We start from the raw sequence: 26,851 nt of genomic DNA, 5'->3' as shown, positions 1-26,851 counted from the left end.
CAAGCGTAACGGTATTTCAGATTTAACGTAGCGTTTGCCGCCTGGCATATTTTTCACCACAACGCCTATAGTTACTCTCTTAGTAAAAACAGGAGGAGGCTTGTATGCAATATATTGAAAAAGATGATCCCCGCGAAGCACCTGAGTCCGGTGATAAAAAACCTGATCCGGTTAAAAAATAGAAGGGTATAAAGGCCACGCTGGGTGGCCTTTTATAATCAATTTCTTCTTTTCTACCCAGCCTTGTTAGCGCCGATAACCTTAGCCTATAACACATGGGCGTTTCGCGTATTTAGCAGCAAGATTCATTAACCCTTCGCCCAACAATATCAGTCATTCCTGTCGTTCTCGGCAAATATATTTTTAAAAAAAGATTCCGCTGCGCTTGTTGTTTTTATTTTATTGGCTAACGCAAGGGGCGTTAAATGGAATCTCTATTTTTGTTCTATCCTTTATATTCTTAACAGATAAATAGGGTGATGAGCAATCAACGCGGCCTAAATAAAGGGCAGCAGATAATTCAGATTAATACGCAAAATTTACCGTTCTGTTTATTCGACGCCGTTAATCAGGAGACGCGCCTATGAAAGCACTCACTTATCATGGACCTCATAACGTTAAAGTTGATACGATGCCCGACCCCGGCCTTGAAGCCCCTGATGATATTATTCTGCGGGTAACCGCAACGGCTATTTGCGGCTCAGATTTACATCTCTATCACGGTAAAATACCTGGCACCCATCATGGCGATATTTTTGGTCATGAGTTTATGGGTGAAGTGGTTGAAGCGGGTCCGGACGTAAAAAATGTCAGTCCTGGCGATCGGGTTGTTATCCCGTTTGTGATTGCCTGCGGCGACTGTTTTTTCTGCCGACTGCAGCAATACTCCGCCTGCGAAAATACCAACAGCGGGAAGGGCGCCGCCCTTAACCGCAAGAGCATCACGCCCCCTGCGGCCCTGTTTGGCTACAGTGACCTTTATGGTGGTATTCCCGGCGGACAGGCGGAGTACGTCCGTGTTCCGAAAGCGAATACCGGTCCCTTCAAAGTCCCCGCCCACTTACCGGATGAAAAAGTGCTGTTCCTTTCCGACATCCTGCCAACGGCCTGGCAGGCCGTGAAAAATGCGGAGATAAAACAAGGAGCGAGCGTGGCAATCTACGGCGCCGGGCCGGTAGGATTACTGACAGCGGCGTGTGCGCGACTGAATGGGGCCGAGCAGATTTTTATGATTGATCACAATGGCTATCGGCTGGCGTTTGCCCAACAACGCTATGGCGTTATTCCCATTAATTTCGACAAGAATGACGATCCTGCCGCCTGGATAATTGAAAACACGGCGGGCCATCGTGGTGTCGATGCGGTGATTGATGCGGTGGGCTTTGAAGCGAAAGGGAGCCTGACCGAAACTGTCATGAGCAACCTCAAGATTGAAGGCAGTAGCGGCAAAGTTCTCCGGCAAGCCATTGCGGCTGTGCGCCGTGGCGGTATTGTGAGCGTACCTGGCGTCTATGCCGGTTTTATCCACGGCTTTATGTTTGGCGATGCCTTTGATAAAGGATTGACCTTCAAAATGGGCCAAACCCATGTCCATGCTTTCCTGCCTGATTTGCTTGAACTGATTGACAAGGGACACCTTTCACCGGAAGAGATTGTCACTCACCATCTCTCCCTTGAAGAGGCGGCGAGGGGATATGAAATCTTCGATAAGCGTCAGGAAGAGTGCCGTAAAGTTATTCTGATACCGGGTCTGGACGCAGAAAAAGCGACCCTCTAACGGAAGATGGCGGTAGCCTGCGCCACCGCCTTTTTATTAACAGGAGGTGAATGATGACGACACCCGCTTTGTCTATCGCCAACGAACTGGGGCGATTATTAACTGAAAAAAAATTAAGACTGACCACGGCAGAATCCTGCACCGGCGGGCTGGTCGCCTCGGCGCTCTGTGCCGCGGACGACACGCCTTCATTTTATGGCAGTGGATTTATTACCTATACGGATGACGCCAAGATCACGATTCTGGGCGTCAAAGAAGAGACGATTTCAGCCCATACCGCTGTCAGTGAACAGACGGTGAGAGAGATGGCCTGTGGCGCTATCGACCGTTCCGGGGCGGATGTCAGCCTTGCCATCAGCGGTTATGCCGGACCGGATGGCGGTGAGGACGGAACCCCTGTCGGGACGGTCTGGTTTGCCTGGCAGCTTCCTGACGATGTTGTTGTCGCCAAAGTAAAACGTTTTGCGGGCGATAGCGAGTCGGTGATAAAACAGGCAACGAGTTACGCATTAGGAACCTTAATGATGCTCTTAACGGATAATCAGTAAGCGCCTCTCGTTAATCAGGTATGAAGGCCTGCCATCGACATCAACAATTTAATTACTGTGCTGGCGATAAATAAAGCCAGCACACTGCCAAACCACAGCGAAATAAACCAGATAATTTTTTTCGCTGTGCCGCTTTGTCTACTGTTCATTAATGATAGCCCTCCCCGTGCTCAATTTTTCCGCGAAACACGTAATAGCTCCAGAAGGTATAGACAAGGATCACGGGAATAATCAGTAACGCGCCCACCAACATGAATCCCTGACTTTGCGGCGGCGATGCTGCCTGCCATAACGAAATATCGGGCGGAATAATATTTGGCCAGATACTGATGCCGAGTCCGCTAAAACCAAGAAAAATTAAACCCAATGTCATCACGAAAGGCAGGGTATGATGATGCGGATTAGGTAATGTCCGCCACAGACCCACGCTTAAAATCAGTACCAGTAAAGGTACGGGCGCAAAAAACCAGAGATTCGGAAAACTGAACCAGCGCGTCGCAATCGCAGGGTGGGTCAGTGGTGTCCAGAGACTGACGATCGCCATGGCCAGCAGCAAGCCTAAAAGTAATGTCCTGGCAGCAACGCGCATTTTATGCTGCAAGGCGCCCGCGCTTTTCATCACCAGCCAGCTTGCGCCAAGCAGACCATAAGTCACCACAAGTCCAAGACCGCAGAACAGGTTAAATGCTGTTAGCCAGTCCAGCGCGCCGCCGCTAAAGGTTCGGCCGGTAACGGTGAAACCATTGATAACCGCGCCAACGACCACCCCCTGAGTAAACGTGGCAAGGAACGAACCAGCAAGGAATGCATTGTCCCAGAAAGGCTTATGGCGAGGTGTCGCTTTAAAGCGAAACTCAAAGGCAACGCCGCGAAAAATGAGGCCAATGAGCATAAGCGTGAGAGGAATAGCCAATGCGTCGGTGATCACGGCATAGGCGAGAGGGAAGGCCCCAAACAGCCCGGCACCGCCGAGCACCAGCCAGGTTTCATTGCCATCCCAGACCGGTGCGACGCTATTGACCATGATGTCCCGTTCCCCTTCGTCCTTGATCAGCGGGAACAGAATGCCAATGCCAAGATCAAAGCCATCCATCACGATATACATCAGTGTGGCGAAGACAATAATAACAAACCAGATAAGCGATAAGTCGATACCCATTATTTTCTCTCCCCGGTTTGCAAGCTTTCGCCAGCGGCTGAGAGCGGGCGTGCAGGTCTGCCATCGGTGGGGTGCGCATCCCAGGGCTGCGGCCCTTTTTTGATCAGGCGCGCGATATAGCCATACCCGACACCAAAGACGGAGGTGTAGACGATAATAAAGGTCGCCAGACTCAGACTCATTTGCAATGTGCTGTGTAAGGAGACAGCGTCAATCGTGCGCAGGAGACCGTACACCACCCAGGGCTGGCGGCCTGACTCCGTGGTCACCCATCCTGCAAGGAGGGCGACAAGGCCTGCCGGGCCCATCCACAGCGCGAAATGCAAAAATGGCCTTGAGGTATACAAACGGTGTCGATATCGCAGCCACAGCGACAGAATACCCAGCGCGATCATCAGTAATCCCATCCCGACCATCAGGCGAAAAGACCAGAAAACAATCGTGGAGTTTGGCCTGTCTGCTTTTGGAAAGTCTTTTAGCGCCGGAACCTGTTCATGCAGGGAATGGGTCAAAATCAGGCTGCCCAGGGCGGGAATGGCAACAGCGTAACGTGTCCGTTCTTGCTCCATATCCGGCAAACCGAAAAGCAATAAAGGCGTGGCTTCACCGGGCGGATTTTCCCAGTGTCCTTCAATGGCGGCGATTTTGGCCGGTTGATGTTCCAGCGTGTTGAGTCCATGCATATCGCCTACAAAAGCTTGCACCGGGGCTACCACCAGCGCCATCCACATCGCCATTGAAAGCATTTTTCTGATGGCTGGGGTGTCATTACCACGCAATAAGTGCCAGGCCGCCGAGGCGCCGACAAAGAGGGCGCTACTTAAGAAGGCGGCAATCGTCATATGCAGCAAACGGTACGGGAATGAGGGATTGAAGATGACGGCAAACCAGTCGGTGGGCACCACCTGACCATTAACAATCGAAAAGCCTTGTGGCGTATGCATCCAGCTATTGGAGGCCAGGATCCAGAAGGTGGACATCAATGTGCCGAGCGCCACCATACAGGTAGCAAAAAAGTGCAGACCCGGGCCTACCTTGTTCCAGCCGAAGAGCATCACCCCTAGAAAACCGGCTTCAAGGAAAAAGGCCGTTAAGACTTCATAGGTCAGCAAGGGACCGGTAATGCTGCCGGCAAACTGGGAAAACCCGCTCCAGTTAGTTCCGAACTGATAGGCCATCACCAGACCGGACACGACCCCCATCCCAAAGTTAACCGCAAAAATTTTTAACCAGAAATGATACAACGCGCGCCAGTCAGGATTTTTAGTCTTCAACCATAACCCCTCCAGTACCACGAGATAGCTGGCAAGCCCAATCGTGATAGCCGGAAAGAGAATGTGAAAAGAGACCGTAAAGGCGAATTGTATTCTTGCCAGATGGAAGGCATCTAATTCCAACATCGCGATCCCCTTATCAAAAAAACACCCCTTAGCTAAGGGGTGAATAACACAGGCATGCGACTGCAGCTGTTATTTGGGTTGTGGTTCCCCGTCTCCGAGTTCGGCGCCGGTAAGGGGGTCGACAGAAGGGTCGGATTGCGTACGTTTCGTCATCGCTTTAACCAGCGCCTGTTGCTCTTTACTGAGGGTGACAGAGGCCAGGCCATCGCCGCCGTCAACGGCGGGTTGCGGATCGGCAACATACTCAAAGTTTTCATCGCTATTCCAACTGCCACGCGGGTCATCCCCTTCGGACATGTTGTAATAGACGTTGGTGTATTGCTCGATAGGCGGCAATTTGCCCGGCGGGAAATTGTTGCGAATCGAATACAATGCTTTCTCGAAGGAGAGCATATGCGCGGCTTCACGGGTCATTAAGAAACTCAGCGCGTCTTTCACACCCGGATCGTCGGTAACGTTAATCAGACGCTCATAAATAATCTTGGCGCGCGCCTCGGCGGCGATATTGGAACGCAGGTCTGCCGTGACTTCGCCGATGGTATCAATATAAGCCGCAGTCCAGGGATAACCCGCTGAGTTTGTTAAGGCCGGGCCGCCGCCGTAGAGCAGGGAGGTGACATGGCTGTCATTCCCATTCTGCGTTAATGAACGGTAAAGCTCCGCTTCGTTCTCCGTCCCTTCTGCCAGCTCGCCTTTAGCGCCTTTATTGAGCATGCCTACCAGGGAGCCGATGATTTCGAGGTGGCTTAACTCCTCGGTCGCGATGTCCATGAGCATCTCTTTGCGACCGACATCATCATCACCCAACCCCTGGGTGAAATAACGGCAGGCTGCGGCTAATTCGCCTTGCGGTCCGCCGAACTGTTCCAGTAATAGATTGGCAAGGCCGGGGTTTGGTTCACTGACGCGAACGGTATATTGCAGCTGTTTAACGTGTCGAAACATAGTGTCTCCTGATGTGGCGTGTTATTTTTTCGCTTCGACGCCGTCGGCGGCATCACGCAGTAAAAATTGTTCGGTCACATCCGGCAGATGCTTACGTGCCCAGTCTGCCATTGCCTCTTCCTGGGCGAGGATTTGCTCGAAGATTGCCACGCTTGCAACGTCGCCGACCTTTTTTGCCGCGCTGATTAAAGAGGTATAACAGGCGATTTCGAACTGCTCGAAAACGTAGCTGCTAATCGCCCCTTTTACGATCTCGTCAGAGGCAAACATGCCGCCTGCGGCCTGACCCATGGCGCTCATTTTGCTGGTGGCATCTTTCATGATGGAGCGGTTAATGCCGTTGCGATCAAGCACCTCTTCAAGAAGAGTGATTTGCCCTTGAGTCTCCGTCAGATGCTGTTCAATTCGCGCACGCAGGTCTGGATAATTATCGATACGTTTGCTCATGGCGCTGAGCATTGACTCGGCCTGTTTTTCCATCGCGTGGGCATCGCGCAACCAGTCGTGATAATTCTCTTGTGGGGTCATGTTCTTTTCCTTTCATCGTCATTTTTACTTACCAGTAATTGAAATTAAGCGAATGAAATACGAGGGCGTTTATTTGCCTTCAGCTTTCTTATTAATCGATGAAGTTGCAATTTTGGTCAGGAGATTGTCGGTGGTTTTTTCTTCTTCGAGCGTCGCGGAAAGCAGGTCATGCGCTTTTTTAAGGCCTAACTGGCTTGCCAGAGTACAGAGCGTGCCGTAAGAAGCAATTTCATAATGTTCCACTTTCTGCGCAGCAGCAATAAGCCCGGCATCACGAACACTCCCTTTCTCTGTCGCTTCGATGACTTCACCTGCTTCCTCAATAAGCCCTTCCATCGCATGGCATTTCATACGCTTGAGCTTAATATTCGGCTCGGCTTCAATGAGTTGGTCGAGACGTTCAATTTGTCCCTGAGTTTCTTCATAATGTTTTTTAAACGCATCAGCGAGCTCAGGGTTAGATGATTCGCGGGCAAGTTTCGATAATGCACGAGTGAGCTGTTTTTCTGCGCTATAAATATCTGAGAGACTATGGATAAAGAAATCAGTCAGTGAGTTGATTTGCATAAATATTACCCTCGATGTCAGCGAAAATAATAGCGAGTCGAACTCGACTCGCTATCAATATTGATATTTAACTAAACGTTAAATATCGAAAATCGGCGAAAGCTTAGTTACCCGATTTGCGGCCGCCGCCATGGCTTTGCTGACCGCCTTTTTTTCCTGCCTCAGAAGCGCGCTGCGGATCATTTTTAAAATTACCGCCACTATGTTGACCACCTTTACGACCTGCTTCGGATGCTTTTTCACGATTTTCTGCGAAATTACCAGAACCGCCACGATGTTCAGCCATGTTATTTCTCCAGTTTCGTTGTTTAAATAAAACGACATATTTTGCATCTCATGTCGTCGGTGTTCGTATTCAAAATTAGCCGAGTACTGAAATTAGTCAAAGCGAAGCGGGAAAGTTATTTCTGACTGAGAATTAACCAACTGCTTTTATTTTAAGCGTTAGTGGTATTTTGCATATATCTTTTCAAATAAGGAGGTTAAGTCATTATTCAATGCAAAAGAATTAATAACCTGCGTTATCATCTATCAAAACCAGGGATCCAGGGTGCTTTTCTTGACATTAATTGACATTTCTCGCGCTTTATTTGTCTGCGATTGATAACGTATTTTAATGTTTTTAAGACTAATCTCAGAGGATCGCTATGTGAATAAATTATTGAAAAATGACGGAGATACTCATTTGGTGGTGGTGTGCGCATTGCGTGTCCGTGGGAGAGAAACGTTCTGATTGAATACGATAATTGATAGAGGGTGTACCACGGCTGGAGCAGGGAAATGGCCCTGCGTTTGCGGGGGTTACAAACCTTATACAGAGTTGCGCTCAGACAGCGCCTGATCACGTCTGTATGCCATAAAGACGTGATCGGCAACGTGACGGCATTGCCGCGATAAAATGCGGAAGAACCAGTGAGCCAGTGGGATCGAATAAATCAACGTGCCGGGCGCGAAGAAGAGTGATGCGCAGAAACCGCAATTCCCGTCGCTTTTATTCTCCGTCGTTCAATAATTTACGGTTGGCTAAATATTGCACCAGCCGTAACTGCAAGGGGGTAAGACGAAGCGGTATATCGTCGTTGTTATAGTAATGAATGGTGATGATACCTTGAGAATAAACGACAGCATTTTCTGCTATGTCTGATTCATTCTGTTGTGGCGTGCCTTTTACTGACATGAAAAACTCTCTTGTTTTTTACGATTGAGTTGCGAGTACATTGCAATATTATGACTGACGGCTTCATGTGATAAATCCTGGATTAACAGATGGTTTAACGTTATCTGTACGGTTGTAAGTATGTTTCTAAATAATAAACGAGCCGTTAGCGACTCGTTTATTAAATATCGGTCAGAGCCGAATCTTCAGGAGGTAGAGCGAACAATTATTTTTTGTCGCCGCTGTGGCTGTTCTGGCCACCTTTTTTACCCGCTTCTGATGCGCGTTCAGGATCATTTTTAAAATTCCCGCCGCTGTGCTGACCACCTTTTTTTCCTGCTTCTGAGGCTTTCTCACGATCTTCTGCGAAATTACCTGAACCACCTCTATGTTGTTCCGCCATTTTATATCTCCCGTATGGGTTTTAATATAATCGATACGGCAATGAATACCGTGTCAATCGCGTTCAGGAATTAACTCTAGTTGTTCTTAAAAATTCGTCAAAGCGTAGCGCGGAAACATTTGGTCGTAAAGATAAGGGGAATTTTCTGCGATTTATCGCAATAAAAAGTTGCATTACAAATAAAAGTTTATTGAATCAATGGAATTGGCGTGAAAGTGTATGGAGTGATATTGATTGCATGTGTTATTAGTTGTGGGATGTTGCTGATTTTCTATGTTCTAAAAGTCGCATTTATACAAATCTTTACAAATGATAAGGGAATAAATTCTACGCTCAGTAAGGACGGTATAGTAAATCGATGGCCTGGTGGATCTGCGATTCTCTGTTTTGATTTGCTACGCTGTTTAATACGCCGTTGCCGAGCGTGACATCGGAACATAAGAAGTTGATTTTGCGTGAGAGAGCGAATTTCAGAAAGGGTGATTCGCTCATCAACATGAGGAGACGAATATGCATTCCGAACATCAGGATTGTATTGATGCCTGTTATCAATGTGCCATAGCCTGCGAGCACTGTGCCGCAAGCTGTCTGAACGAAGACGACCTTGCGATGATGCGCGCTTGCATCAAGCTGGATGTGCAGTGTTCCGCCCTGTGTCGCCTGGTGGCCCAATTCATGACGCTGGAAAGCGATCATATTATGCCGCTTTGCCGTATTTGCGTGGATGTCTGCAGAGCATGTGCCGAAGAGTGTGGGAAGCATCAGCACGCACATTGCCAGCAATGCGCTCAGGCCTGTCGGACCTGTGCGCAAGCGTGTCTGCAAATGGTCGCCTGACACCGGGGCAAGAAAACCACGGTCTTTCGTTATTCTTAAACCGTGCCTTCCCCTTGCCGGGAAGGCCATTTCCCGTTTTGTATCTCAGGGAGATCCTCGCCATATTCCCGAACATAATGATGATGCGCGGCAATTTTCTGCTGTAACGCCTCCAGAATATCCTCCACATTTCCCTGCAAAGACGGCACGCGTAAAAGCGCCTCCTGAGCCAGATGAAAACAGTCGAGCCCGTTGAGCACTGTCATATCAAAGGGCGTGGTGGTGGTGCCTTCTTCCATAAAACCGCGAACATGAAAATTTTGATGGTTATTACGCAGATAAGTGAGACGGTGAACCAGGCTCGGATAGCCGTGGAAGGCAAAGATAACCGGTTTATCACCTGTAAAAAGGGTATCGAATGCCACTTCACTCAGGCTATGCGGATGCTGATCCTGTGTCTGTAGTGCCATTAAATCCACCACGTTCAACACCTGTATGCGCAGTGCCGGGAGATAGCGGCGCAGAAGGTCGACGGCGGCAATCAGCGCTGGGTTATCGAACACGGCGCCGAAAGCATGCGCAAGCGAATAACCCAGCTCGCCCCCTTCGTTAATGGAGCCGGGCGTGGCAAGGGCCTGGCCGTTCTAGGCTTACGAACGGGATCAGGGGGTATTCTGATAAGCCACCTGTTGGGCGCCCGTATCAAGCTGCTGTTGCACCGCGTCGATATCTTTTTTCGTCGCGGGGTCATCTTTGTCATCATCGCGCATTTTACGTTTGACCATCGACAGCAATGCGCGCAGCTCACGCTCGACATCTTTAAACAGTTGCGCGTCTTTATGGCGCGAATCGCGCTCCTGCAATTGTTCGCGGATCCCGTTATAAATCGACTTCATGCTGCTGGCGCTATTATCCGTTTCGCTGCCATCGCTCGCTGATGCGTCGTCTGCCGGGTCATCAATGAAGGACTGCGCGCCAGCAAGCGTAGCGGTTTTGCTCCCGGCGTCACCGTCAGTCAGAGACTGGATAGCGCTATAAGCCGCCGTACTGCTGTGAGGGGTGGCGGCGCTGTCACTTTGCCCGAGTTGCGATGCCGCCTGACCCAACTGGGCCGAGAGTTGTTTGAGCTGTTTAAGGACGTAAGCCGAGGCGTGACCAAAACGCATCAGCAAGGCTTTCAGACGCTCGATTTCACGCTTTATCGCCTCCAGTCTGGCGCGCGCGTCGGCTTTGCGCGAGGCGGCGCTGAACTCATCTAACCGGTTAAGGGCTTCAAGGTCGTTCTGGAGACTGGCGAAGTAATCTTTCGCCTGCTGGCTTAATGAGACCGTACTGTCAGCAGGAGGGGGTGTCTGTTCGGGAAGCGGGCTTGCTGAATTTTGCTCGCGGTTTCGGGACGTCGTGTCCAATGTCGCGGTGGATAACAAAAAGCGGGCATTACCTGTCAGGGTTGGTCGTAGCATGCGTATCACTCCGGAGGTCCATTTTTTCTATTAACGGCACGCTCAGCGGATGCTTTAACAACATTCGCATCCTCTCAGGGCAATTACGCCGTGAAAGGATGCGAAAAGCAGAGAAAATCACGGTTGTGGCGGAAACTGTCCTAACTGCATAAATAAACCGAGCCAGTCTTCCATATGCCAGGTGGTCGTAATACGCTCACCGTTAAGCTGATGCATTTCATGCAGGCGAATGCTCACTGCTTTGCCCGTTGCGGCAATACCCATAAAGGTGCCTTTATGCGTGCCGGTTATCTCGGCGCGAACGGCAATCTGGCCCGGCACCTGAATTAAATCATGAATAACGATGCGAACATCCGGGAACGCCTCGGCAAACATAGCAATGATAGGCTTGAGTCCTTCCGGTCCTGGGCCCTGGCCGGGCGCTAACGGGATATCAGCCCAGTCGGCGGTGACGGCCTCATTGACTAAGTCCGGCTGTTGCAGGCTAAAGGCCTGATAGAGCGTTTCGACGGCTTTACGTTCTGTCAAAAGACGATGGGCGATTTCATGATTGTCTGACATTGTTTTACCTCTGGCTGGGGGGCTTTTTTTAGCGAAAACTGTATTGCGCCGTCAGTATCCCATCGGCAAGTGTTATAAATGAAATAGATAACAGATATAGAGGAATATTCGTTCTATGGATTTTAGAGGGCTTGATCTGAATCTGCTGGTGGCCTTCGATGCCCTGATGGAAGAACAGAATGTGACCCGTGCGGCCATTCGGGCCTCGGTGAGCCAACCGGCCATGAGCGCAGCACTGTCGCGCCTGCGAACACATTTTGCCGACCCGCTCTTTATTCGCAGCGCAGCTGGCCTGGTGCCGACCGCCAGGGCGAAGGAGATTGCGATTCATGTGACGAAAGCGCTACAGGAGTTGACGCACCTGCTGACGCCGGATGACGACTTTGCGCCGCACGAGAAAAAAATCGCCTTTACGCTGGGGATGTCTGAGTACCCGACGATGGTGTTGCTGCCGGGCATCATGCGCACTATCAGCCAGCACGCGCCTGGGGTAACCCTTCATGTGCACACCTTTGTCGATCGCGATGAGGCAGTGTCGATGCTCGATGCCGGCAAAGTCGATCTGGTTATCGGCATTGCGCCCACTCAGTCGGAGAGCCGAATTCTTTCACAGCCGCTTATCAGCGACGAGTTTGTGACCCTGGTGCGTGGTGACAGCGACGCGGCGCGCAACGGCATGACGCTCGAAACCTACCTCAGTATGGGACACATCCTTGTGTCGCCGGAGGGGAATCATTATGGCCTCGTGGATGAGTGGCTCCGGGCCAGAGCGTTACGCCGGGAGATTCGCCTGACGTTACCCGTCATGGTTGCCGTCTCCTCAATTGTTCAACAGACAAATTATGTCGCGACAGTACTCAGGCGTAGCGTGCTCGCCAGCGAGCAGAGTAAGGACGTGGTGATGCTTACGCCGCCCGTCGAATTGCCCGCCATTCAGTTTAATTTGCTCTGGCATCGCCGTTCCGATGGCGGCAGTGCGCAAAAATGGCTACGCAAACTGATTTGCGCGTACGCCAGTGAACTGATGTAAAGAGTGGGATGTTGTTAACCCCAGTCCAGCCCGCGCGGTGAACTCGAAAAACCGACGTCACGCAACAGGGTAAAAAGCGGCATCTGGCGCACCGGGGTGTCGTTAATCTCTTCCAGCGTGAAGTGCAGACGCGGCTCTCGCCGAAGCGCAACCGCCAGCGCCCGGAAGACTTGTCCGACAATCGCGTCGTCATCGTCTGGCCAGACAATCATCTTCTTTCCACCCTGGGCAAGGTAGAGACGCAGTATCCCCCCGGCAATCACAATCAGGGCGCCGTTGCGGCGAGTGGGAACCAATGAGGAAACATGAGACGGCCATGGCAGTTGCGTACCGAAGGGGTTCGCCGGATCGCTGGCAGACAGCGCGACCGGCGTGAAGAGGGCTTTCTCGGGTTTAATCGTCGCCAGCTCGCGCAGGCGATCGATGGTCAGACGTTCGGCAAATTGCGTACCGCCCATACCTTCCACAAAACGTCCGTGCAGGATTCGTCCGACATCTTCCATGTTGCGATAAACGGTCTGCATCGCCGGAAAGCCGCCAGGCAGATTCTCCATCATGACCGCCCGTCGGCTGACTATCCCATAGCGGTCGAGCATGTTATCCGCCAGCGCAAGTAACCATTCCGTGTCATTAAGCTTATCAGCGTGCAATAACGACCAGCGCCCGGCAAGCGTCGGCGTGCTCAATGATATCTGTGTCGGCAGGGGCGCGCGAGGTGCCAGCGCAGGGCGACCGCGCCGGCTTCGAACGCGACGTTGAGATGAGGGACGAGGCGAGTTTCCGGCGCGAGAGAGCGCGCGCAGAGGCGACCAGATATCGGTGGTGATATACCCCTGCCAGACCAGCCCCCACAATGCTTCGTGCAGGGCATCAGCCGTCAGCGACAGTGTTTCATCGCCTGGGGCGCGACGCGATTCGATAAGCGCGCTGAGCTGATGGGCGAACCAGGCCCCGCCATGAGACAGTGCGCCCAGGATAGCCTGCTGGAGTGGCGAAAGAGTGGTGCTGTCTTGTGGCATGATAAGAGTTTCCGCAGCATATTCCTGGATATGCAGGGCGACCAGCCCGTCATCGTCGCCGAGTTTTTTCTGCCCGGACCAGATCACTTCGCCGGTGGACAGCAGCTCATCCAGCATCTCCGGGGCGTAGTCTCGCACGCGCGCGGGTAAAATCTGGCTTTCCCACAGTGTTGCCGGTAAGCCCAGCCCGGCCAGTTGCTCGATAACGCGCAGGACACCGTCAACGCCTTCAAACACGCCGCCAGAGAGGTCGCTATGAAACGCCGGGCTGCCATCCGATCCCGCAAGCAGTCCCTGACGCTCCAGTAGCAGGCGGGTAAAGGCCGTCGCCGGTACCGGACGTGTCGCTTCACGTGCGGCCTGCAGCGAGCGGATACGCAGGCGACGGAAAATCTCTTCGCCCACCCAGTCTGAGGAGGAGAGCGCATGTAGCTGCCCGGACTGGGCGGGCTGCCCGGCGCGCAGGCGCATGACTTTGCCCTGTTCGCGCAATTTTTCCAGCGCCTCCTGCGCCACGGCGACGCCAAGGCCGAACGCGTGGGCGATCTGCTGGACGGTAAATAATGTGTGGGTCTGAACGTAGCGCAAAAACAAGTCAGCGAGCGGTGTCGCCACCGGATTGAGCCAGGCATCGGGCAGATCCGCAGGCAGTCGCACCCCCAGCGCATCCCGAAGCCGTGCGGCATCATCCATACAGGCGATGCGCTGGCTTTCGCCTATCGTAAGCGTAAAGGCGCGCCGTTCAGCCAGCAGTTCATCCAGCCAGACGCTGACTGCCTCCCGGCTTTCCCGGTGGCGTGCGGCGAGGTCGTCCAGGGTCATTGGTCCCAGCTCGCGCAGCAGGTCAAAAAGGCCTTCTTTACCACGGGCTTTGCGCTCAGGTGCAAGGCGCTGCAACTCCTCCTCGATCCGGCGAATAACGGAAGGATCGAGCAGTTCACCGGGATCGGCCTGGCCCAGCAAGTTCCCCAGCAGTTCACTATCCAGAGACAATACCGAGGCCCGGCGTTCGGCCAGCGGGGCATCGGACTCATACATAAATTCTGCGACATAGCCAAACAGCAGGCTGGCGGCGAAGGGGGACGGGGTGGCGGTAGTAACCGCGGAAATCTGCACCTCCCCGGTATTCAGGCGGCGCATCAGCCTGTCCAGGGCGGGCAGATCGTAAACATCCTGCAGACATTCGCGTACGGTTTCGAGCAGGATAGGGAAATCCGCATAGCCACGTGCGATCTCCAGCAATTGGCCCGCCCGCAGGCGCTGTTGCCAGAGCGGAGAACGACGGCCAGGCGTGCGCCCCGGCATCAGCAATGCGCGCGCGGCGCACTCGCGGAAACGGGCGGCAAAAAGCGCGGAGTTGCCGACCGCATCCCGAACAAGTCGGCTGAGCTTTTCGGGGTCGAAAAGAAACACGGCCGCGTCCGGAATTTTGCCCTCGGAATCCGGAAGCCTGGCGACGATACCGTCATCACTGGCGACAACAGAGGCGTCGGCCCCCCATAACGCATGAAGACGTCCGGCGATCGCCAGCGCCCAGGGTTCATGCACCCGACGGCCATACGGTGAGTGCAGAATGACGCGCCAGTCGCCCATTTCATCGCGACAGCGCTCCAGCACCAGATGCCGGCTGCCCGGAATAATCCCGGTGGCGCTGCGTTGTTCCTCAATGAGTCCTTTGATGTTAGCGAGTGCGTTTTCATCATGGCTCAACCCCGGCAAGGTCAGTTTGTCGGGGGAGGAGAGAAACGCATCGTCGGCGAGCGCATGCATAAAATCGCCGATCAGTTCACCAAGTTCGGCCGGACGACCGCTCCCTTCTCCACGCCAGAACGGCAGCTTGGCGGAGCGACCGGGAGCCGGGGTCACAATGACCTGGTCGTGGGTGATTTGCTGGATGCGCCATGAGGTTGCCCCAAGCGTGATGATGTCATTGACGCGGGACTCGTAGACCATCTCTTCATCAAGCTCCCCCACTCGCCGGGCGCCCACCTGTTCTTCCCCTTCCGGGAGCAGCACGCTGAACATGCCTCTGTCAGGGATGGTGCCGCCGCTGGTCACTGCCAGCAGCTGTGCGCCGGGGCGGGCGGTGAGTTGGCCGCTTTCCCGTTGCCAGATAATCCGTGGGCGGAAAACAGAGAAATCACCGGACGGATAGCGCCCTGACAGCATATCGAGGGTGGCGTCAAAGACCTCCCTCGGCAGGGCTTTCCACGGCGCTGCGCGACAAACTGTGGCATACCAGTCATCCACATTCAGCGCCTCCATCGAGACGGCGGCGACGGTTTGTTGGGCCAGCACATCAAGCGGATTTCGCGGCGGAGTCAGGCTCTCAAGTTTGCCCGCCAGCATGCAGTCGACCACAACCGTGGAATCAATCAGCTCACGCCGGGTACGCGGATAGAAAAGGGCTTTTGATATACCGCCAACCTGGTGCCCGGCGCGGCCGATACGCTGTAAGCCGCTGGCGACAGAGAGGGGGGAGGCAATCTGAATCACCAGATCCACCGCCCCCATATCGATGCCCAGCTCAAGGCTTGATGTGGCAACCACGCAGCGTAATTCCCCCGATTTCAGCGCCTGTTCAGTGACCGCCCTTTGTTCTTTTGATACCGAACCATGATGAGAACGGGCGATAAACGTCGCACCGGTTTGCGCCCGGTTGGATGTCGCCCCGGACGACGAAACATAGTGCGCGGCGTCGGTTTGCACGTCGGAAGCCTCTGCCATGCGCGATGCATAAAGTTCATTGAGCCGGGCGGTCAGTTTTTCGGCGAGCCCACGGGAGTTGGTGAACACAATGGTGGAGCGATGGTTCAGTACCTGGTCAAGAATACCGGATTCAATATGCGGCCAGATAGAACCTTCTCTGCCAGCGTGGCTGGTTTCGCCGGTACCGGTGCTGGTGGAGAGGACGTCATCCAGATTGGCAAGGGGCACCACAATACGAATATCCGGATGGCGAAGCGCCGGTGGGTTAACCACGGTGACCGGACGATCGCCCCCCAGAAACTGCGCAACGTCGCTCGGCGAACGCACCGTCGCAGACAGACCGATCCGTTGGGCTGGCCGGGCGAGGAGGGCATCTAACCGCTCCAGACTGAGCGCCAGATGCGCGCCACGTTTGTTGCCCGCCACCGCGTGCACTTCATCAAGGATAACGGTTTCGACGCCGCGTAGCGTTTCGCGCGCTCTTGAGGTCAGCATCAGGTAGAGCGACTCTGGGGTGGTAATCAGGATATCAGGAGGGCGGCGCACAAGCGTTGCCCGCTCCTGAGTTGACGTGTCCCCCGTGCGCATCGCCACACGGATGACCACCTCCGGCACGCCGTGTTTTTTTCGCTGTTCGCTGATGCCCTGTAACGGGATCTGCAGGTTGCGCTGAATGTCGGTGCCCAGCGCTTTTATCGGCGAGATGTAGAGGATACGCGTGGTTTTTTTCCGTTCGACGGTATCCGCAGACGGGGTGTCACCTTCACGAAAAAGCTGGTCGAGGGCGTAGAGAAAGGCAGCCAGCGTTTTGCCGGAACCTGTAGGCGCGATAGCCAGCACATGTTCCCCGGCATTCGTTGCCGTCCATGTCTGCGCCTGTACCGGCGTGGGATGCTGAAAAGCAGAGACAAACCAGTCGCGGGTGGCGGGCGAAAAGATATCAGTGAGTACGGAGGGTAAAACGGTTTTCTTTGACATCTTTCCTGCTCCCTGTGATGTCTGCTGCGACCGGAATAGTAATAATGGCTAAAGGATAAGTGTAACGCAGACGCAGGGGGTTGAGCCGAGGGTATTTCATCATTAATAACAGTGACGTGACGGGCGGCATTCGGGCGATTGTTGGCGAAAAATTTAAAGCGCAAGCGCCACCGCCCGAAGGGCGGGAACCTGCAACGAAACCCGGATGGCGGCGCAGGCGCCTGATCCGGGCTACGGAAGATGAGCGAGTAGCCCCGGTAAGCGCAAGCGCCACCGGGGAAGCCCTCGAAGGGCGGTGTTAGTGACTCACCAGCAGCGCGGAAAGACGCGCCTGAACATCAATACATCCGGCCAAAACCAGATTGCCATTTAACAGACCGTCATCGGCCAGAAACGCATTACTGACACCGCCTGCCTCCACGATGATCAACATCCCTGCCAGCGCATCCCAGCTATTCATATGTTCTTCGTAATAGGCATGCACCTGCCCGGTAGCCACATGGGCGAGCATCAACGCTCCGGCACCAAACCGGCGGTACTCCATGCCTGCATTGATCACGCGGGCGATCGTGCGGGTATAGTTTTCGACCGGCGCGCGGCTGGAGCGTCCCATACCAATAATTACTGTCTCCGGATCCGGCTCGCGCAACGTCAGACGTTTATCATTAAGAAAGGCCCCCTTGCCGCGACGGGCAAAGAAAAATTCATCACGATCCGGAGCGTAGATAATCCCCAGATCAATTTCATTCTGGCGAACATAAGCCAGTGAGATGCACCAGTAATCCATTCCCTGAATATAATTGGTGGTGCCATCGATAGGATCGAGCACCCAGGTGCCCTGTTCACCGGCCTGCAGGCCGCTCTCTTCCCCAAGGAAACCATCCTGCGGGCAGTGGCTGCTCAGCCAGTTTTTGATCTCTTTTTCCACAAACAGATCCGCATGGGAAACAAAATCCTGGCGGGCTTTTTTATCGACCTGTAATCCCGCATTACGTAATGCCTGCGCCTGTGCGCCGAGCTTACGAATCAATGCACATAATGACTGCTGCTGTTCTTCCGTCATGGCCTGCTCTTATTGAGATAATGGCGACGTGCGCCGATGAATTAATTGCACATCCACCCATGTCGTGCGCGAAGGCTGTTGTGGATCTTCAGCCCGTTCCAGCAGGCGGGTTAGGGCCTGGCGGGAAATCTCCGCAACATCCTGATGCAGGGTGGTCAGTTGATAACTGTATTGCGCCGTTTGCGGCGTATTGTCAAAACCAATGAGCTGGAAATCGTCCGGGGCGTGTCTGCCGCGCTGGCGCATTCCGTCAAGAAAACCGCAGGCGAGCTGCGCATTGGCGCAGAAGATCCCCTCAGGATGTTTATCGGCGCTGAGGGCGGCCTGAAATCCCCCGTCGTATCCCTCCGTGGGCGCGATGAGCGTCTGCAAATCGCGCGTGGTATCCACGCCGAGTGTGGAAAGCGCCTGATAAAAAGCCTCTCCGCGCATCCGTCCGGCCCAGGTCGAGTGGGCGGTATTTAGCCAGCCGAAACGTCGGCAGCCATTGCCGACCAGTTGCCCGGCTGCGAGCGTGGCGCCACAGGCATTATCGGAACAGACATAATCCACGAACGGAATATCCGGCTGACGGTTGATGCCGACCACCGGGATCTGCTGCGAAACGCACTCATTGACCAACGTTTCCGGCGGCTGTCCCGAGGTGACGATAACCCCGGAGACGCGAAACTGAGCAAAACGCCGTAGGGTGCGGGCCAGATCCTGTTCGCTGCGAATTTCGCTTACCAGTGCCTGAAAACCGCGACGCTGGATCTCGCCGAGCAAAGCATCAAGCAAACTGCTGCGAAACGGATCGCTGATGCGCGAGACCATGACCCCAATCAGATGACTGCGCCGACGATTGAGTCCCTGGGCAAGGAAATTAACCTGATAGCCAAGCTCTTCCGCCGCGCGTAACACCCGCTGCCGGGTGTCAGGAGAGATACTGCCGTTATTGCTGAGCGCTCGTGAGACAACCGCCCGCGAGACACCTGCCCGGTGGGCCACATCCTGCGCGGTCACGCTCTGTTTACGTGGCAGTGTGCTCATGCCGGACGTTCCTCCGGGGCATTGTGTGGCGTAGTCAAGGTTATCTGTAGACCGTCATAACTGACAAACAACCCGTTCCAGGGTTCACAGGCGGCCTTGAGGTCATCGAGGATCGCGTCGTAGCAGTGATAGAGTCCGAGTGCCGGGATATCCAGTTGCTGGAATAGCGCCAGGCAGGAGGGAAAATCACCGTGGGAGGCGTCCTCGCTGAGCGCCGTCAGCGATGCGCACTCCTGGAAAGCAAGATCGGCCCCGGCCATTAGCGCGATGGACTGCGGCGTTGGGCGGCCGTCACCACTATAAAACAGTGTCTGCCCGCCCTGGGTGATGCGAATGGCGCGATTGGGCAATTCATGCTGGGTTTCGGCGGTGCGGATATGCCAGTCGTGCCAGTGCCATGTGTCGGTCGCGTCGCGCCAGTCGAGATCAAAACCCAGCGCGGTCTGCGGCCAGCTTGCCAGCGCAGCCAGTTGCATCAAGACCGGACGTTGCTGCGGCTGACTGTAGATAACCAGCGGTTTCTGGCGCGAGAAGCTTTTCCAGTAATTCAGCAGCGCCGTCAGCCCGACACAGTGGTCCGGGTGGACGTGGGTGAAATAGATAACGTCGATATCGTTGATATCCCCGCCACGCTGCCAAAGTGCTCTCGGAATGGTGGGGCCACAGTCAATCAGCCATTGCCGGTTCGTATCATCCATTATCCGCAGCGCAGAGGTATTTTGTTCGCGGGAGAAGGCGCTACCGCAGCCAAGCACATCTATTTTCATTTTCCCTCACCAAAAATTTTTGACGCTTAGACCTGCCCATCAGGCGTAATTGTTGCAGTCAGTTTGGTTTCAGGCCAGCGCGCAAGAACCGGAGCGTACACATTGTACGTGAGGTTATGAGCACTGCCCTGGGCCAAACTGGCAAATAAAATAGCCTGATGGGTAGAGTCTTAATTAAATTGTCACAAATACCCGACAAAGTAGGCTCACATAATGTCGAGTCAACATTGCATTTTTTTTACATTCGAATGAACACGTGTTCATCGGCGTTAAAAAAATAAACGCAGCGATTTTTGGGTAGCGAATATGAGTTATTTACAGGTGGCCGGGCTTAAAATTAGCTATGGCGAAAAGGTGGTATTGCATAATATCGATCTGCAGGTCGAGAAAGGGGAGATGATTGCCCTCTTAGGCCCGTCAGGCTGCGGAAAAACAACGCTGCTAAATGCACTTTGCGGTTTTATTCCGGTGCAAACCGGGGAGATTACCGTTGCCCGGCGCGATATTACCCACAGTGCGCCAGAGCAGCGAAATATCACCATGGTGTTTCAAAGCTACGCGCTATGGCCGCACCTGACGGTGGCACGCAACATTGGCTACGGGTTAAAGCTCCGTAAATGGCGGCGTGACGATATCGACCGCCGTGTGGCGGAGCTGTTGAACATTGTCAATCTCACCGGTCTTGCAGACGTGAAGGTGACTGAACTCTCTGGCGGGCAGCGCCAGCGCGTGGCTCTGGCGCGGGCACTGGCAATTGAGCCGGACGTGCTGGTTCTCGATGAACCCCTGTCGAATCTGGACGCCAAAGTGCGCCTCAACGTGCGCCACGAAATTAAAGCCCTGCAAAAACGTCTGGGTTTTACTTCATTAATTGTCACCCACGATCAGCAGGAAGCGCTGGTTATGGCAGACCGTGTTGCGGTATTAAATAATGGTCGCATCGAACAGATTGGCACCCCGGAAGATATTTACCAGCGTCCGGCAACGCCCTTTGTCGCTGATTTTATGGGGGCGGACAATAAAATTTCTGCTAACGATCTCTTCGCCGCATCGGATATTTCCCTGCGCGCTCAGGGGAAATATTCTGTCGGCGATTTCCGCGATCGCACCTTGTATTTTCGCAGTGCCGATACGGCGCTCAGTACAGTCAATACGCACACGCCGGAAGATGGCCTGACGCTTCATGGCGTCGTTGAGCAAAGTGCGTTTCTTGGCAATTTATATCGCCACAGCGTGCGTTGTCATGATCGGTTATTACTGGCGGATTCAACACAGTGTTGGCCCGCACAGTCAACCGTCCGACTCCACGTCCCGGCGCTCGCGTTACATATTTTTCCATCATCACAAGCACGTTGACATCATCGTATTCACTTTGGGGACAGACCATGTTTATTAAAACGAAAGCTGCGGTAGTGACTGCATTATTTCTGAGCTATGGCGCGCAGGCCGATACCATCCTGAACGTAGCCACAGCAGGCGATCAGAATATGGTGGATTACGTGAAAACCTGGCTCGGACCGAAATTTGAAGCGGCGCATCCCGGCGTAAAAGTCCAGGTTGTTGGCACCGGCCCCGGGGATGCCGGTTCGAATAAAATCATCGAAAAACTGACTGCGCAAAAAGAGAGCGATGCGAAAACCTGGGATATTGATGTGGCGGTCGTTCATCAGAAAGCCGGGGGCGAACTGGTGGAAAAGGGGCTGCTTGCGAAATACCGCCAGCAGATTAGCACCGGCAGCATGGTCAGCGCGGAGAACGCGAAAAATGCCCTCGGCGTCAACGTCGACGGCTACGTGATGCCGATGTTTTTGAGCCAGACTGCCATCGCCTGGAACAGCGAGGCGATCAAAACCCCGCCAGCCTCCTACGATGAACTGGTGAGCTGGACGCAGAAAAATCCGCAGGCCTTTGGCTATAACGGTATCAAAAACGGGATGTCCGGCGTGAGCTTTGTGGTGGGCTGGATGTATGCCTACGGTACCGATGCTCAGCGTCTTTCTGCGCTGCCTTACGACAAAGGCGTGGAGAAAAACTGGAGCCAGGCATACGAGAAGTTAAAAGCGTTCAATAAGAACGTGACCTTTACCCCAGGCAATGCCGGTACCCTCGATATGCTCAGCCGTGGCGAGATCACCATGGGGCCGGTGTGGGTCGATATGTTCTACAGCTGGAAAGATCAGGGCAAGCTGCCGCCATCGATCAAACTGGCGCTGTTGTCGCCGGGTATGCCGGGACAACCGATGTACTACGTGACCCCGGCGAAGGCGGCTAACCCGCAGCTGGCGCGTGAGTTTATCGAGCTGGCGACCAGTCCGGACGTGCAGGCACAGGGGATTGTGAAACAGTTTAACTGGTATCCGGGTATCGATGCCGAACATGTGAAGCCGAAGCTGGACCCGGCCACCTGGCAGAAGCTGTTCGCGGAAATTTCGCCGAAAGCGCTGGCCGATTACGGCAAAAGCTTCCCGATTACCCCCTATTTTGACGACATTAAAGAAGGCTACGAAAGCCAGGTCGCTAATTAGAAGATATACGGTTAAAGCTCAGGCGCGGCACAACGCCGCCCTGAGCGTTTCATTATTCTGATGTCAGGTCTGCTATGCGTACTTCGCTGAAATATCTATTGCTGGTCGCGCCCGCCGCGCTGATGATTGCCATCCTCTTTTTATACCCGCTGGGGTTCTCGCTGATTGCCGCGTTTACTAACGATGCGCGGCAGCTTACCCTGGCCCATTTCAGTAAGGTCTACGCGCTCTATTCCAGCGATATCGCCTTTACGCTGGTGATTGTGCTGATTTCCGTGGCGCTGCTGGCGGTGATTTCCATCACCCTTTCGGCGGTGATCACCTTGTCACCCTGTCGGCCCATTGTGCGGATGCTGGGTTTTTTGTACCGCCTGCCGTTATTTATCCCCTTTATTGTGGCGGCGCAGATGATGCGCACCTTTCTGGCTAAAAACGGCCTGATGAACAATGCGCTGGTGGCAACCGATCTGTTCACCCCAATGGAGACGGTCTCCTGGCTGGGCTGGAAAGGGATCATCATTACCTTTGTCTGGAAACAGCTGGCGTTCGCCACATTGCTTATCTGCGGCGCGATGGCGGCGCTGGAGCAGTCACAAATCCTGGCCGCGCGCAATCTCGGGGCATCACGCCCGCGTATTCTCTTCGACATCATCCTGCCGCAGGTGCTGCCCGCCATCGGCGTGGCGCTGGTGCTCTCTACCGTGACCATGATGTCGGTGCTGTCTGTACCGCTGATGATTGGTGTGGGTACGCCAACAATGATGACCGTGGATATGGCGTTCCGCGTGAATTCCTATGGCGATTATGCGGTGGCCAATGCGCTGGGCGTAGTGTCGCTGCTGATTTGCGGTGCACTGTCGTGGTTCTATCTGCGCCACAGTCTGCAACAGAAGGGAGGCGAATGATGAAAGAGGCAATGATGACGTTACCGAATACGTGGCTGGCGAAAGGGCGCAGAAAATTGAGTACCAGCCTGCCCCTGCAGACGCTGTTGTTGATTTTTATGCTGCTGGCGATGTTTGGCCCACTGTTGAATTTGCTTATCTGGACGGTAGCGGAGAGTTGGTTTTTCCCGCATACCCTTCCTGCTCAGTGGGGGCTTAAATACTGGTATCAGGTCTTTAGCCCTTATAGCGATGTCTCCGGTTCATTGATAACCAGCGTGTTGATTGCGGTGTTATCGGTGGCGGTGTGCCTGCTGATTTCGGTCCCGGCAGGATATGCGCTCTCCCGACGGGGCATGCCGTTACGGGTGCTTTTTATGCTGCTGTTTTTGATTCCGCAGGCGTTTCCGAACCTGACGGTATATATGAATATCGCCCGGCTGTTCTATCAGTGGGGGCTCAACGGCACGGTAGCCGGCGTGGTGCTGGTGCACAGCGTACATGGCCTGATGTACTCGGTGTGGATCTGCGTGGCGGCGTTTTCCGCCGTGGATCCGCTGCTGGCGAGGGCGTCACGTAACCTCGGCGCCGGACCGGTTTACACCTTCTGGCATATCGTACTGCCGCAGGCCTCGCCGGGCATTATTGCCGCCAGTATTTTTGTCTTCCTCGAATCACTGGATGAATTTACCGGCACCTTTTTCGTCGGCGCGCCGGATATCACCACACTACCGCTGCTGCTGTATAACGCCAGCATGTCGGGCAATTATCAGGTGTCGTCTATTACCGCCCTGATTTTGCTGGTGCCGTCGCTGCTGTTTATGCTGGTCATTCATAAATTTATGCGCCCGGAAATGCTGTCGAAACTGGGGAAATGATAAAGCGGTTATTAAACTGGCGAAACAGCCGTTGCCCTTGTGAATACATCAAATAAATCACTACAATGCATAACCATTATCGACGACATGTTGAGAATTTATGGAGCGCATCAGTGACATCTCGCTGTTCCTGCGAGTGGTGGACTTAGGTTCAATCAGCGCCGCCGCGCGCAGTGAAAATCTGTCTCTGGCGGTGGCCAGCAAGCGAATACAACGGCTGGAGGAGAGTCTGGGCGCACGGCTCCTCAATCGTACAACCCGGCGTCTTTATCCCACCCCGGAAGGGGAATTACTGGCATCACAGGGGAGGCCGTTGATTGAGGCGCTCAATGCCCTTGGCGAATGTCTGCATACCAGCCGTTCCGAAGTGACCGGGACTATCAGGGTCACGATGTCGGCGTCCTTTGGGCGCTTATTTATTTCGCCGCTACTGGCGGAATTTCAGTCGTTACATCCGGATGTCAATTTTGTCGCGCACCTCAGTGATGAAGTCGTTGATCTGGTGAAAGGGGGATACGACCTCGCTATCCGCATCGGCAATCTTAAAGACTCCAGTCTGGTGGCGCGACGCGTCGCCCCAAACCGACGCGTGTTGGTAGCGTCACCGTCCTATCTGGCGCGACGTGGTGTGCCGCAGCATCCAGCCGATCTGGCTACGCATGACGGATTACTCATGACGGATGTCGATGGCAAGCGGGATATCTGGAAACTGATAACGCCTGAGGAAGGGATTTTTCGGGTGAAAATAAACAGTAAAATCGAGAGTAATTTCGGTGAATTGTTACGCGACGCGGCGGTATATGGCCGGGGTATCTCCCTCCAGTCGGTCTGGCATGTTGCCGATGATCTTAACGCCGGGCGCTTGCAGGTTATCCTGCCGGATTATCCGCTACAGGAAAGTCATATTCACGCTGTGACGCCCACACGGCTGATGCAGACGCCGCGCATTAAGGCGTTTATCGATTTTCTCCAGGAAAAGTTTGCCGAATCGGCGCTCTGGGAGCGATAAGTCAAAGGGAAAGCCCGGTGGGATAGTGTCGGAAAAACGATCCACGCCGTGGCGTGGATCGTTGTTTGTCGCGTAGCCGGATAGGCTAAATGGCGTTAATCAGAGCGCGCCTTCCCCTTCGTAGGCCTGACGATACAGTTCGATGACCTGCTCTTTGGTCGCTTTTCTTGGGTTGGTTAACTGGCAAACATCTTTTTTCGCGTTGTCCGCCATAATGGCAAAGTCTTCCGGTTTAACCCCCAGGCTTTTCAGATCGGCAGGAATACCGACCTGTTTGCTCAGGCGACGAATGGCGGATATCGCTTTTACTGCCGCTTCATCGGTCGACAGTCCGGCGACTTTCTCACCCATGGCCTCTGCAATATCACGGAAGCGATTAAGGTTGCCGATAAGGTTAAATGACTCAACATACGGCAGGAGAATCGCGTTACATACGCCATGAGGAAGGTTATAGAACCCGCCCAACTGGTGTGCCATCGCATGGACATAGCCCAGTGAGGCGTTGTTAAACGCAATCCCGGCGAGATACTGGGCATAGGCCATGTTGTCCCTTGCTTTCATATACTCACCGTTCGCTACCGCTTTGGGCAGGTACTGCGTGATCATTTTAATGGCTTGTAAGGCAGCGGCATCGGTTAGTGGATTAGCCATTGTCGACACATAGGCTTCGATAGCGTGCGTCAGCGCATCCATGCCGGTCGCAGCGGTAAGGGAAGGGGGCATACCGACCATTAATACCGGATCGTTGATGGAAATTTGCGGTGTGACGCGCCAGTCCACGATTGCCATTTTCACCTTGCGCTCTGTATCGGTAATAATACAGAAGCGGGTAATTTCAGAAGCGGTACCTGCGGTGGTATTAATCGCCATCAACGGGATCATATCATTGCTGGATTTATCGACCCCTTCGTAATCGCGAATATTGCCGCCATTTGCCGCGACCAGACCAATCCCTTTTGCACAGTCATGAGACGAACCGCCGCCGAGTGAGACAATCCCGTTACAGCCATGTTCGCGGTAGCATTCGATGCCTGCAGCGACGTTTTTATCCGTGGGGTTTGGTTCCGCGCCACCAAATATATGCACATCGATACCGGCTTCTTGATAAATTTTCGCGACCTTATCCGCCATGCCGTTTTTTGCCAGAAATGCATCCGTGACGATAAGGATTTTTTTCACATTTAACGTTTTTGCCAACGTACCGGCTTCCTGAACACTACCTTCACCAAATACATTTCGTGTTGGTAGAAAATAATATGTCGACATTGATCATCCCCTGTTCATAAATGTGATTGTAAGAGTGTCCATGACTGCGTTTAAACTCCTGGCAAAGTGTCAGTGCCTCAGAATATCGATACTCTGATGCTGTGAATAAAAGCGCTGACTGAACATGCGCAGGCAATGTTAAGGAAAAGCTGACAGGGAACAGTGAACAACCTCACAAAACAAGTGGTTTTTTAACAAAAAGCATCAATTTTATTTACAGAGGGGGTTTCTAATCATCACGTTATGTTATTAACTTGTTGTAAAGGAACAAGGTAAAAATGATCAGTGGACGGGCATCTTCATCTGGCGATTTACTGAGTGTTTTTGGTGTAATTGATTGTATTTGAACTATTATTTATTCAGGCAGGCGG

25 protein-coding genes and 1 pseudogene are annotated in these 26,851 nt (G+C 53.6%); 9 read left to right on the top strand and 17 right to left on the bottom strand.

The genetic code is table 11. The annotated features are described in order from the left end of the window. Nucleotides 1-583 precede the first annotated feature (583 nt). Nucleotides 584-1,777, top strand: a complete 1,194-nt coding sequence (locus tag L2097_RS08275) for a zinc-dependent alcohol dehydrogenase (RefSeq protein ID WP_250352568.1) — start codon at nt 584-586, stop codon at nt 1,775-1,777. Nucleotides 1,778-1,827: 50 nt separating this feature from the next. Further along, entirely contained in the window at nt 1,828-2,325 is a 498-nt protein-coding gene (locus tag L2097_RS08270; protein WP_085007135.1) for a 2-oxo-tetronate isomerase, read from the top strand. A 14-nt stretch (nt 2,326-2,339) separates the two neighbouring features. Here the strand turns inward: L2097_RS08270 and L2097_RS08265 are convergent, their stop codons facing one another. The 9 genes from L2097_RS08265 to L2097_RS08225 all read right to left on the bottom strand — a co-directional run bounded on the left by L2097_RS08265 (nt 2,340) and on the right by L2097_RS08225 (nt 8,483). Continuing rightward, nucleotides 2,340-2,474: a DUF2474 family protein gene (locus L2097_RS08265; RefSeq protein WP_082137055.1), complete on the bottom strand. Its 135-nt coding sequence runs from the start codon at nt 2,472-2,474 to the stop codon at nt 2,340-2,342. Continuing rightward, on the bottom strand, nt 2,474-3,484 hold the full coding sequence (gene cydB / locus L2097_RS08260; RefSeq protein ID WP_250352567.1) for a cytochrome d ubiquinol oxidase subunit II: 1,011 nt from the start codon (nt 3,482-3,484) through the stop codon (nt 2,474-2,476). Before cydB ends, L2097_RS08265 begins: the two co-directional genes overlap by 1 nt. Next, nucleotides 3,484-4,884, bottom strand: coding sequence for a cytochrome ubiquinol oxidase subunit I (locus tag L2097_RS08255; RefSeq protein ID WP_047370659.1), 1,401 nt, complete (start codon nt 4,882-4,884; stop codon nt 3,484-3,486). Before L2097_RS08255 ends, cydB begins: the two co-directional genes overlap by 1 nt. 69 nt (nt 4,885-4,953) lie before the next feature. Beyond that, nucleotides 4,954-5,829 carry a manganese catalase family protein gene (locus L2097_RS08250; protein ID WP_047370658.1) on the bottom strand — a complete coding sequence of 292 codons (876 nt, stop codon included), beginning with the start codon at nt 5,827-5,829 and terminating at the stop codon, nt 4,954-4,956. 21 nt (nt 5,830-5,850) lie between these two features. Further along, a complete protein-coding gene (locus L2097_RS08245; protein WP_250352566.1) occupies nt 5,851-6,357 on the bottom strand; it encodes a ferritin-like domain-containing protein in 507 nt (168 codons plus the stop codon). Nucleotides 6,358-6,426: 69 nt separating this feature from the next. Beyond that, complete coding sequence (locus tag L2097_RS08240) at nt 6,427-6,924, bottom strand: YciE/YciF ferroxidase family protein (RefSeq protein WP_047370656.1); 498 nt, start codon at nt 6,922-6,924, stop codon at nt 6,427-6,429. A gap of 103 nt (nt 6,925-7,027) precedes the next feature. Next, nucleotides 7,028-7,210 (bottom strand): con-10 family general stress protein, encoded by a 183-nt coding sequence (locus tag L2097_RS08235; RefSeq protein WP_047370655.1) that lies wholly within the window; start codon nt 7,208-7,210, stop codon nt 7,028-7,030. Nucleotides 7,211-7,915: 705 nt separating this feature from the next. Then, nucleotides 7,916-8,101 carry a hypothetical protein gene (locus L2097_RS08230; RefSeq protein ID WP_047370654.1) on the bottom strand — a complete coding sequence of 62 codons (186 nt, stop codon included), beginning with the start codon at nt 8,099-8,101 and terminating at the stop codon, nt 7,916-7,918. A 205-nt stretch (nt 8,102-8,306) separates the two neighbouring features. Then, complete coding sequence (locus L2097_RS08225; protein WP_071845887.1) at nt 8,307-8,483, bottom strand: con-10 family general stress protein; 177 nt, start codon at nt 8,481-8,483, stop codon at nt 8,307-8,309. Between the two features lie 510 nt (nt 8,484-8,993). Here L2097_RS08225 and L2097_RS08220 point away from each other — a divergent pair. Next, nucleotides 8,994-9,320, top strand: a complete 327-nt coding sequence (locus tag L2097_RS08220; protein ID WP_250352565.1) for a four-helix bundle copper-binding protein — start codon at nt 8,994-8,996, stop codon at nt 9,318-9,320. Nucleotides 9,321-9,355: 35 nt separating this feature from the next. Here L2097_RS08220 and L2097_RS08215 read toward each other — a convergent pair. From L2097_RS08215 to L2097_RS08205, 3 genes and pseudogenes are all read right to left on the bottom strand, one after another. After that, nucleotides 9,356-9,916 (bottom strand): annotated as a pseudogene (locus tag L2097_RS08215) (phosphoketolase family protein); the annotation flags it as partial. A gap of 45 nt (nt 9,917-9,961) precedes the next feature. Further along, the gene (locus L2097_RS08210; RefSeq protein ID WP_250352564.1) at nt 9,962-10,762 is read right to left on the bottom strand and encodes a hypothetical protein; all 801 of its coding nucleotides are present in this window, start codon (nt 10,760-10,762) and stop codon (nt 9,962-9,964) included. A 117-nt stretch (nt 10,763-10,879) separates the two neighbouring features. Further along, nucleotides 10,880-11,323 (bottom strand): ester cyclase, encoded by a 444-nt coding sequence (locus tag L2097_RS08205; protein ID WP_047370650.1) that lies wholly within the window; start codon nt 11,321-11,323, stop codon nt 10,880-10,882. 115 nt (nt 11,324-11,438) lie between these two features. Between L2097_RS08205 and L2097_RS08200 the strand changes: the two genes are divergently transcribed. Further along, nucleotides 11,439-12,353, top strand: a complete 915-nt coding sequence (locus L2097_RS08200; protein ID WP_250352563.1) for a LysR family transcriptional regulator — start codon at nt 11,439-11,441, stop codon at nt 12,351-12,353. A gap of 14 nt (nt 12,354-12,367) precedes the next feature. Here L2097_RS08200 and L2097_RS08195 read toward each other — a convergent pair whose 3' ends face one another. The 4 genes from L2097_RS08195 to L2097_RS08180 form a co-directional block, all read right to left on the bottom strand. After that, a complete protein-coding gene (locus tag L2097_RS08195) occupies nt 12,368-17,059 on the bottom strand; it encodes an ATP-dependent helicase (protein ID WP_250352562.1) in 4,692 nt (1,563 codons plus the stop codon). A 298-nt stretch (nt 17,060-17,357) separates the two neighbouring features. Continuing rightward, nucleotides 17,358-18,122 (bottom strand): inositol monophosphatase family protein, encoded by a 765-nt coding sequence (locus L2097_RS08190; RefSeq protein WP_250352561.1) that lies wholly within the window; start codon nt 18,120-18,122, stop codon nt 17,358-17,360. A gap of 9 nt (nt 18,123-18,131) precedes the next feature. Continuing rightward, complete coding sequence (locus L2097_RS08185; protein ID WP_250352560.1) at nt 18,132-19,151, bottom strand: LacI family DNA-binding transcriptional regulator; 1,020 nt, start codon at nt 19,149-19,151, stop codon at nt 18,132-18,134. Continuing rightward, a complete protein-coding gene (locus L2097_RS08180; protein WP_284453922.1) occupies nt 19,148-19,918 on the bottom strand; it encodes an MBL fold metallo-hydrolase in 771 nt (256 codons plus the stop codon). Before L2097_RS08180 ends, L2097_RS08185 begins: the two co-directional genes overlap by 4 nt. Nucleotides 19,919-20,224: 306 nt before the next feature. Between L2097_RS08180 and L2097_RS08175 the strand changes: the two genes are divergently transcribed. The 5 genes from L2097_RS08175 to L2097_RS08155 all read left to right on the top strand — a co-directional run bounded on the left by L2097_RS08175 (nt 20,225) and on the right by L2097_RS08155 (nt 25,214). Further along, nucleotides 20,225-21,274, top strand: coding sequence for an ABC transporter ATP-binding protein (locus tag L2097_RS08175; protein WP_047370644.1), 1,050 nt, complete (start codon nt 20,225-20,227; stop codon nt 21,272-21,274). A 29-nt stretch (nt 21,275-21,303) separates the two neighbouring features. Next, nucleotides 21,304-22,443 (top strand): ABC transporter substrate-binding protein, encoded by a 1,140-nt coding sequence (locus L2097_RS08170; protein WP_047370643.1) that lies wholly within the window; start codon nt 21,304-21,306, stop codon nt 22,441-22,443. Between the two features lie 74 nt (nt 22,444-22,517). After that, nucleotides 22,518-23,348 (top strand): ABC transporter permease, encoded by an 831-nt coding sequence (locus L2097_RS08165; protein WP_047370642.1) that lies wholly within the window; start codon nt 22,518-22,520, stop codon nt 23,346-23,348. Next, complete coding sequence (locus L2097_RS08160; RefSeq protein WP_229220836.1) at nt 23,348-24,205, top strand: ABC transporter permease; 858 nt, start codon at nt 23,348-23,350, stop codon at nt 24,203-24,205. Before L2097_RS08165 ends, L2097_RS08160 begins: the two co-directional genes overlap by 1 nt. A 100-nt stretch (nt 24,206-24,305) precedes the next feature. Further along, nucleotides 24,306-25,214: a LysR family transcriptional regulator gene (locus L2097_RS08155; protein ID WP_250352559.1), complete on the top strand. Its 909-nt coding sequence runs from the start codon at nt 24,306-24,308 to the stop codon at nt 25,212-25,214. Nucleotides 25,215-25,313: 99 nt separating this feature from the next. Here the strand turns inward: L2097_RS08155 and L2097_RS08150 are convergent, their stop codons facing one another. Continuing rightward, the gene (locus L2097_RS08150; protein ID WP_047370640.1) at nt 25,314-26,480 is read right to left on the bottom strand and encodes an iron-containing alcohol dehydrogenase; all 1,167 of its coding nucleotides are present in this window, start codon (nt 26,478-26,480) and stop codon (nt 25,314-25,316) included. Nucleotides 26,481-26,851: the final 371 nt, after the last annotated feature.

Origin of the sequence: Citrobacter sp. MNAZ 1397, from assembly GCF_023613995.1 — a bacterium.
GTDB classification, from domain to species: domain Bacteria; phylum Pseudomonadota; class Gammaproteobacteria; order Enterobacterales; family Enterobacteriaceae; genus Phytobacter; species Phytobacter ursingii.
The sequence above is the reverse complement of the archived record's forward strand: the minus strand, read 5'-3'. Positions and strand labels throughout refer to the sequence as shown.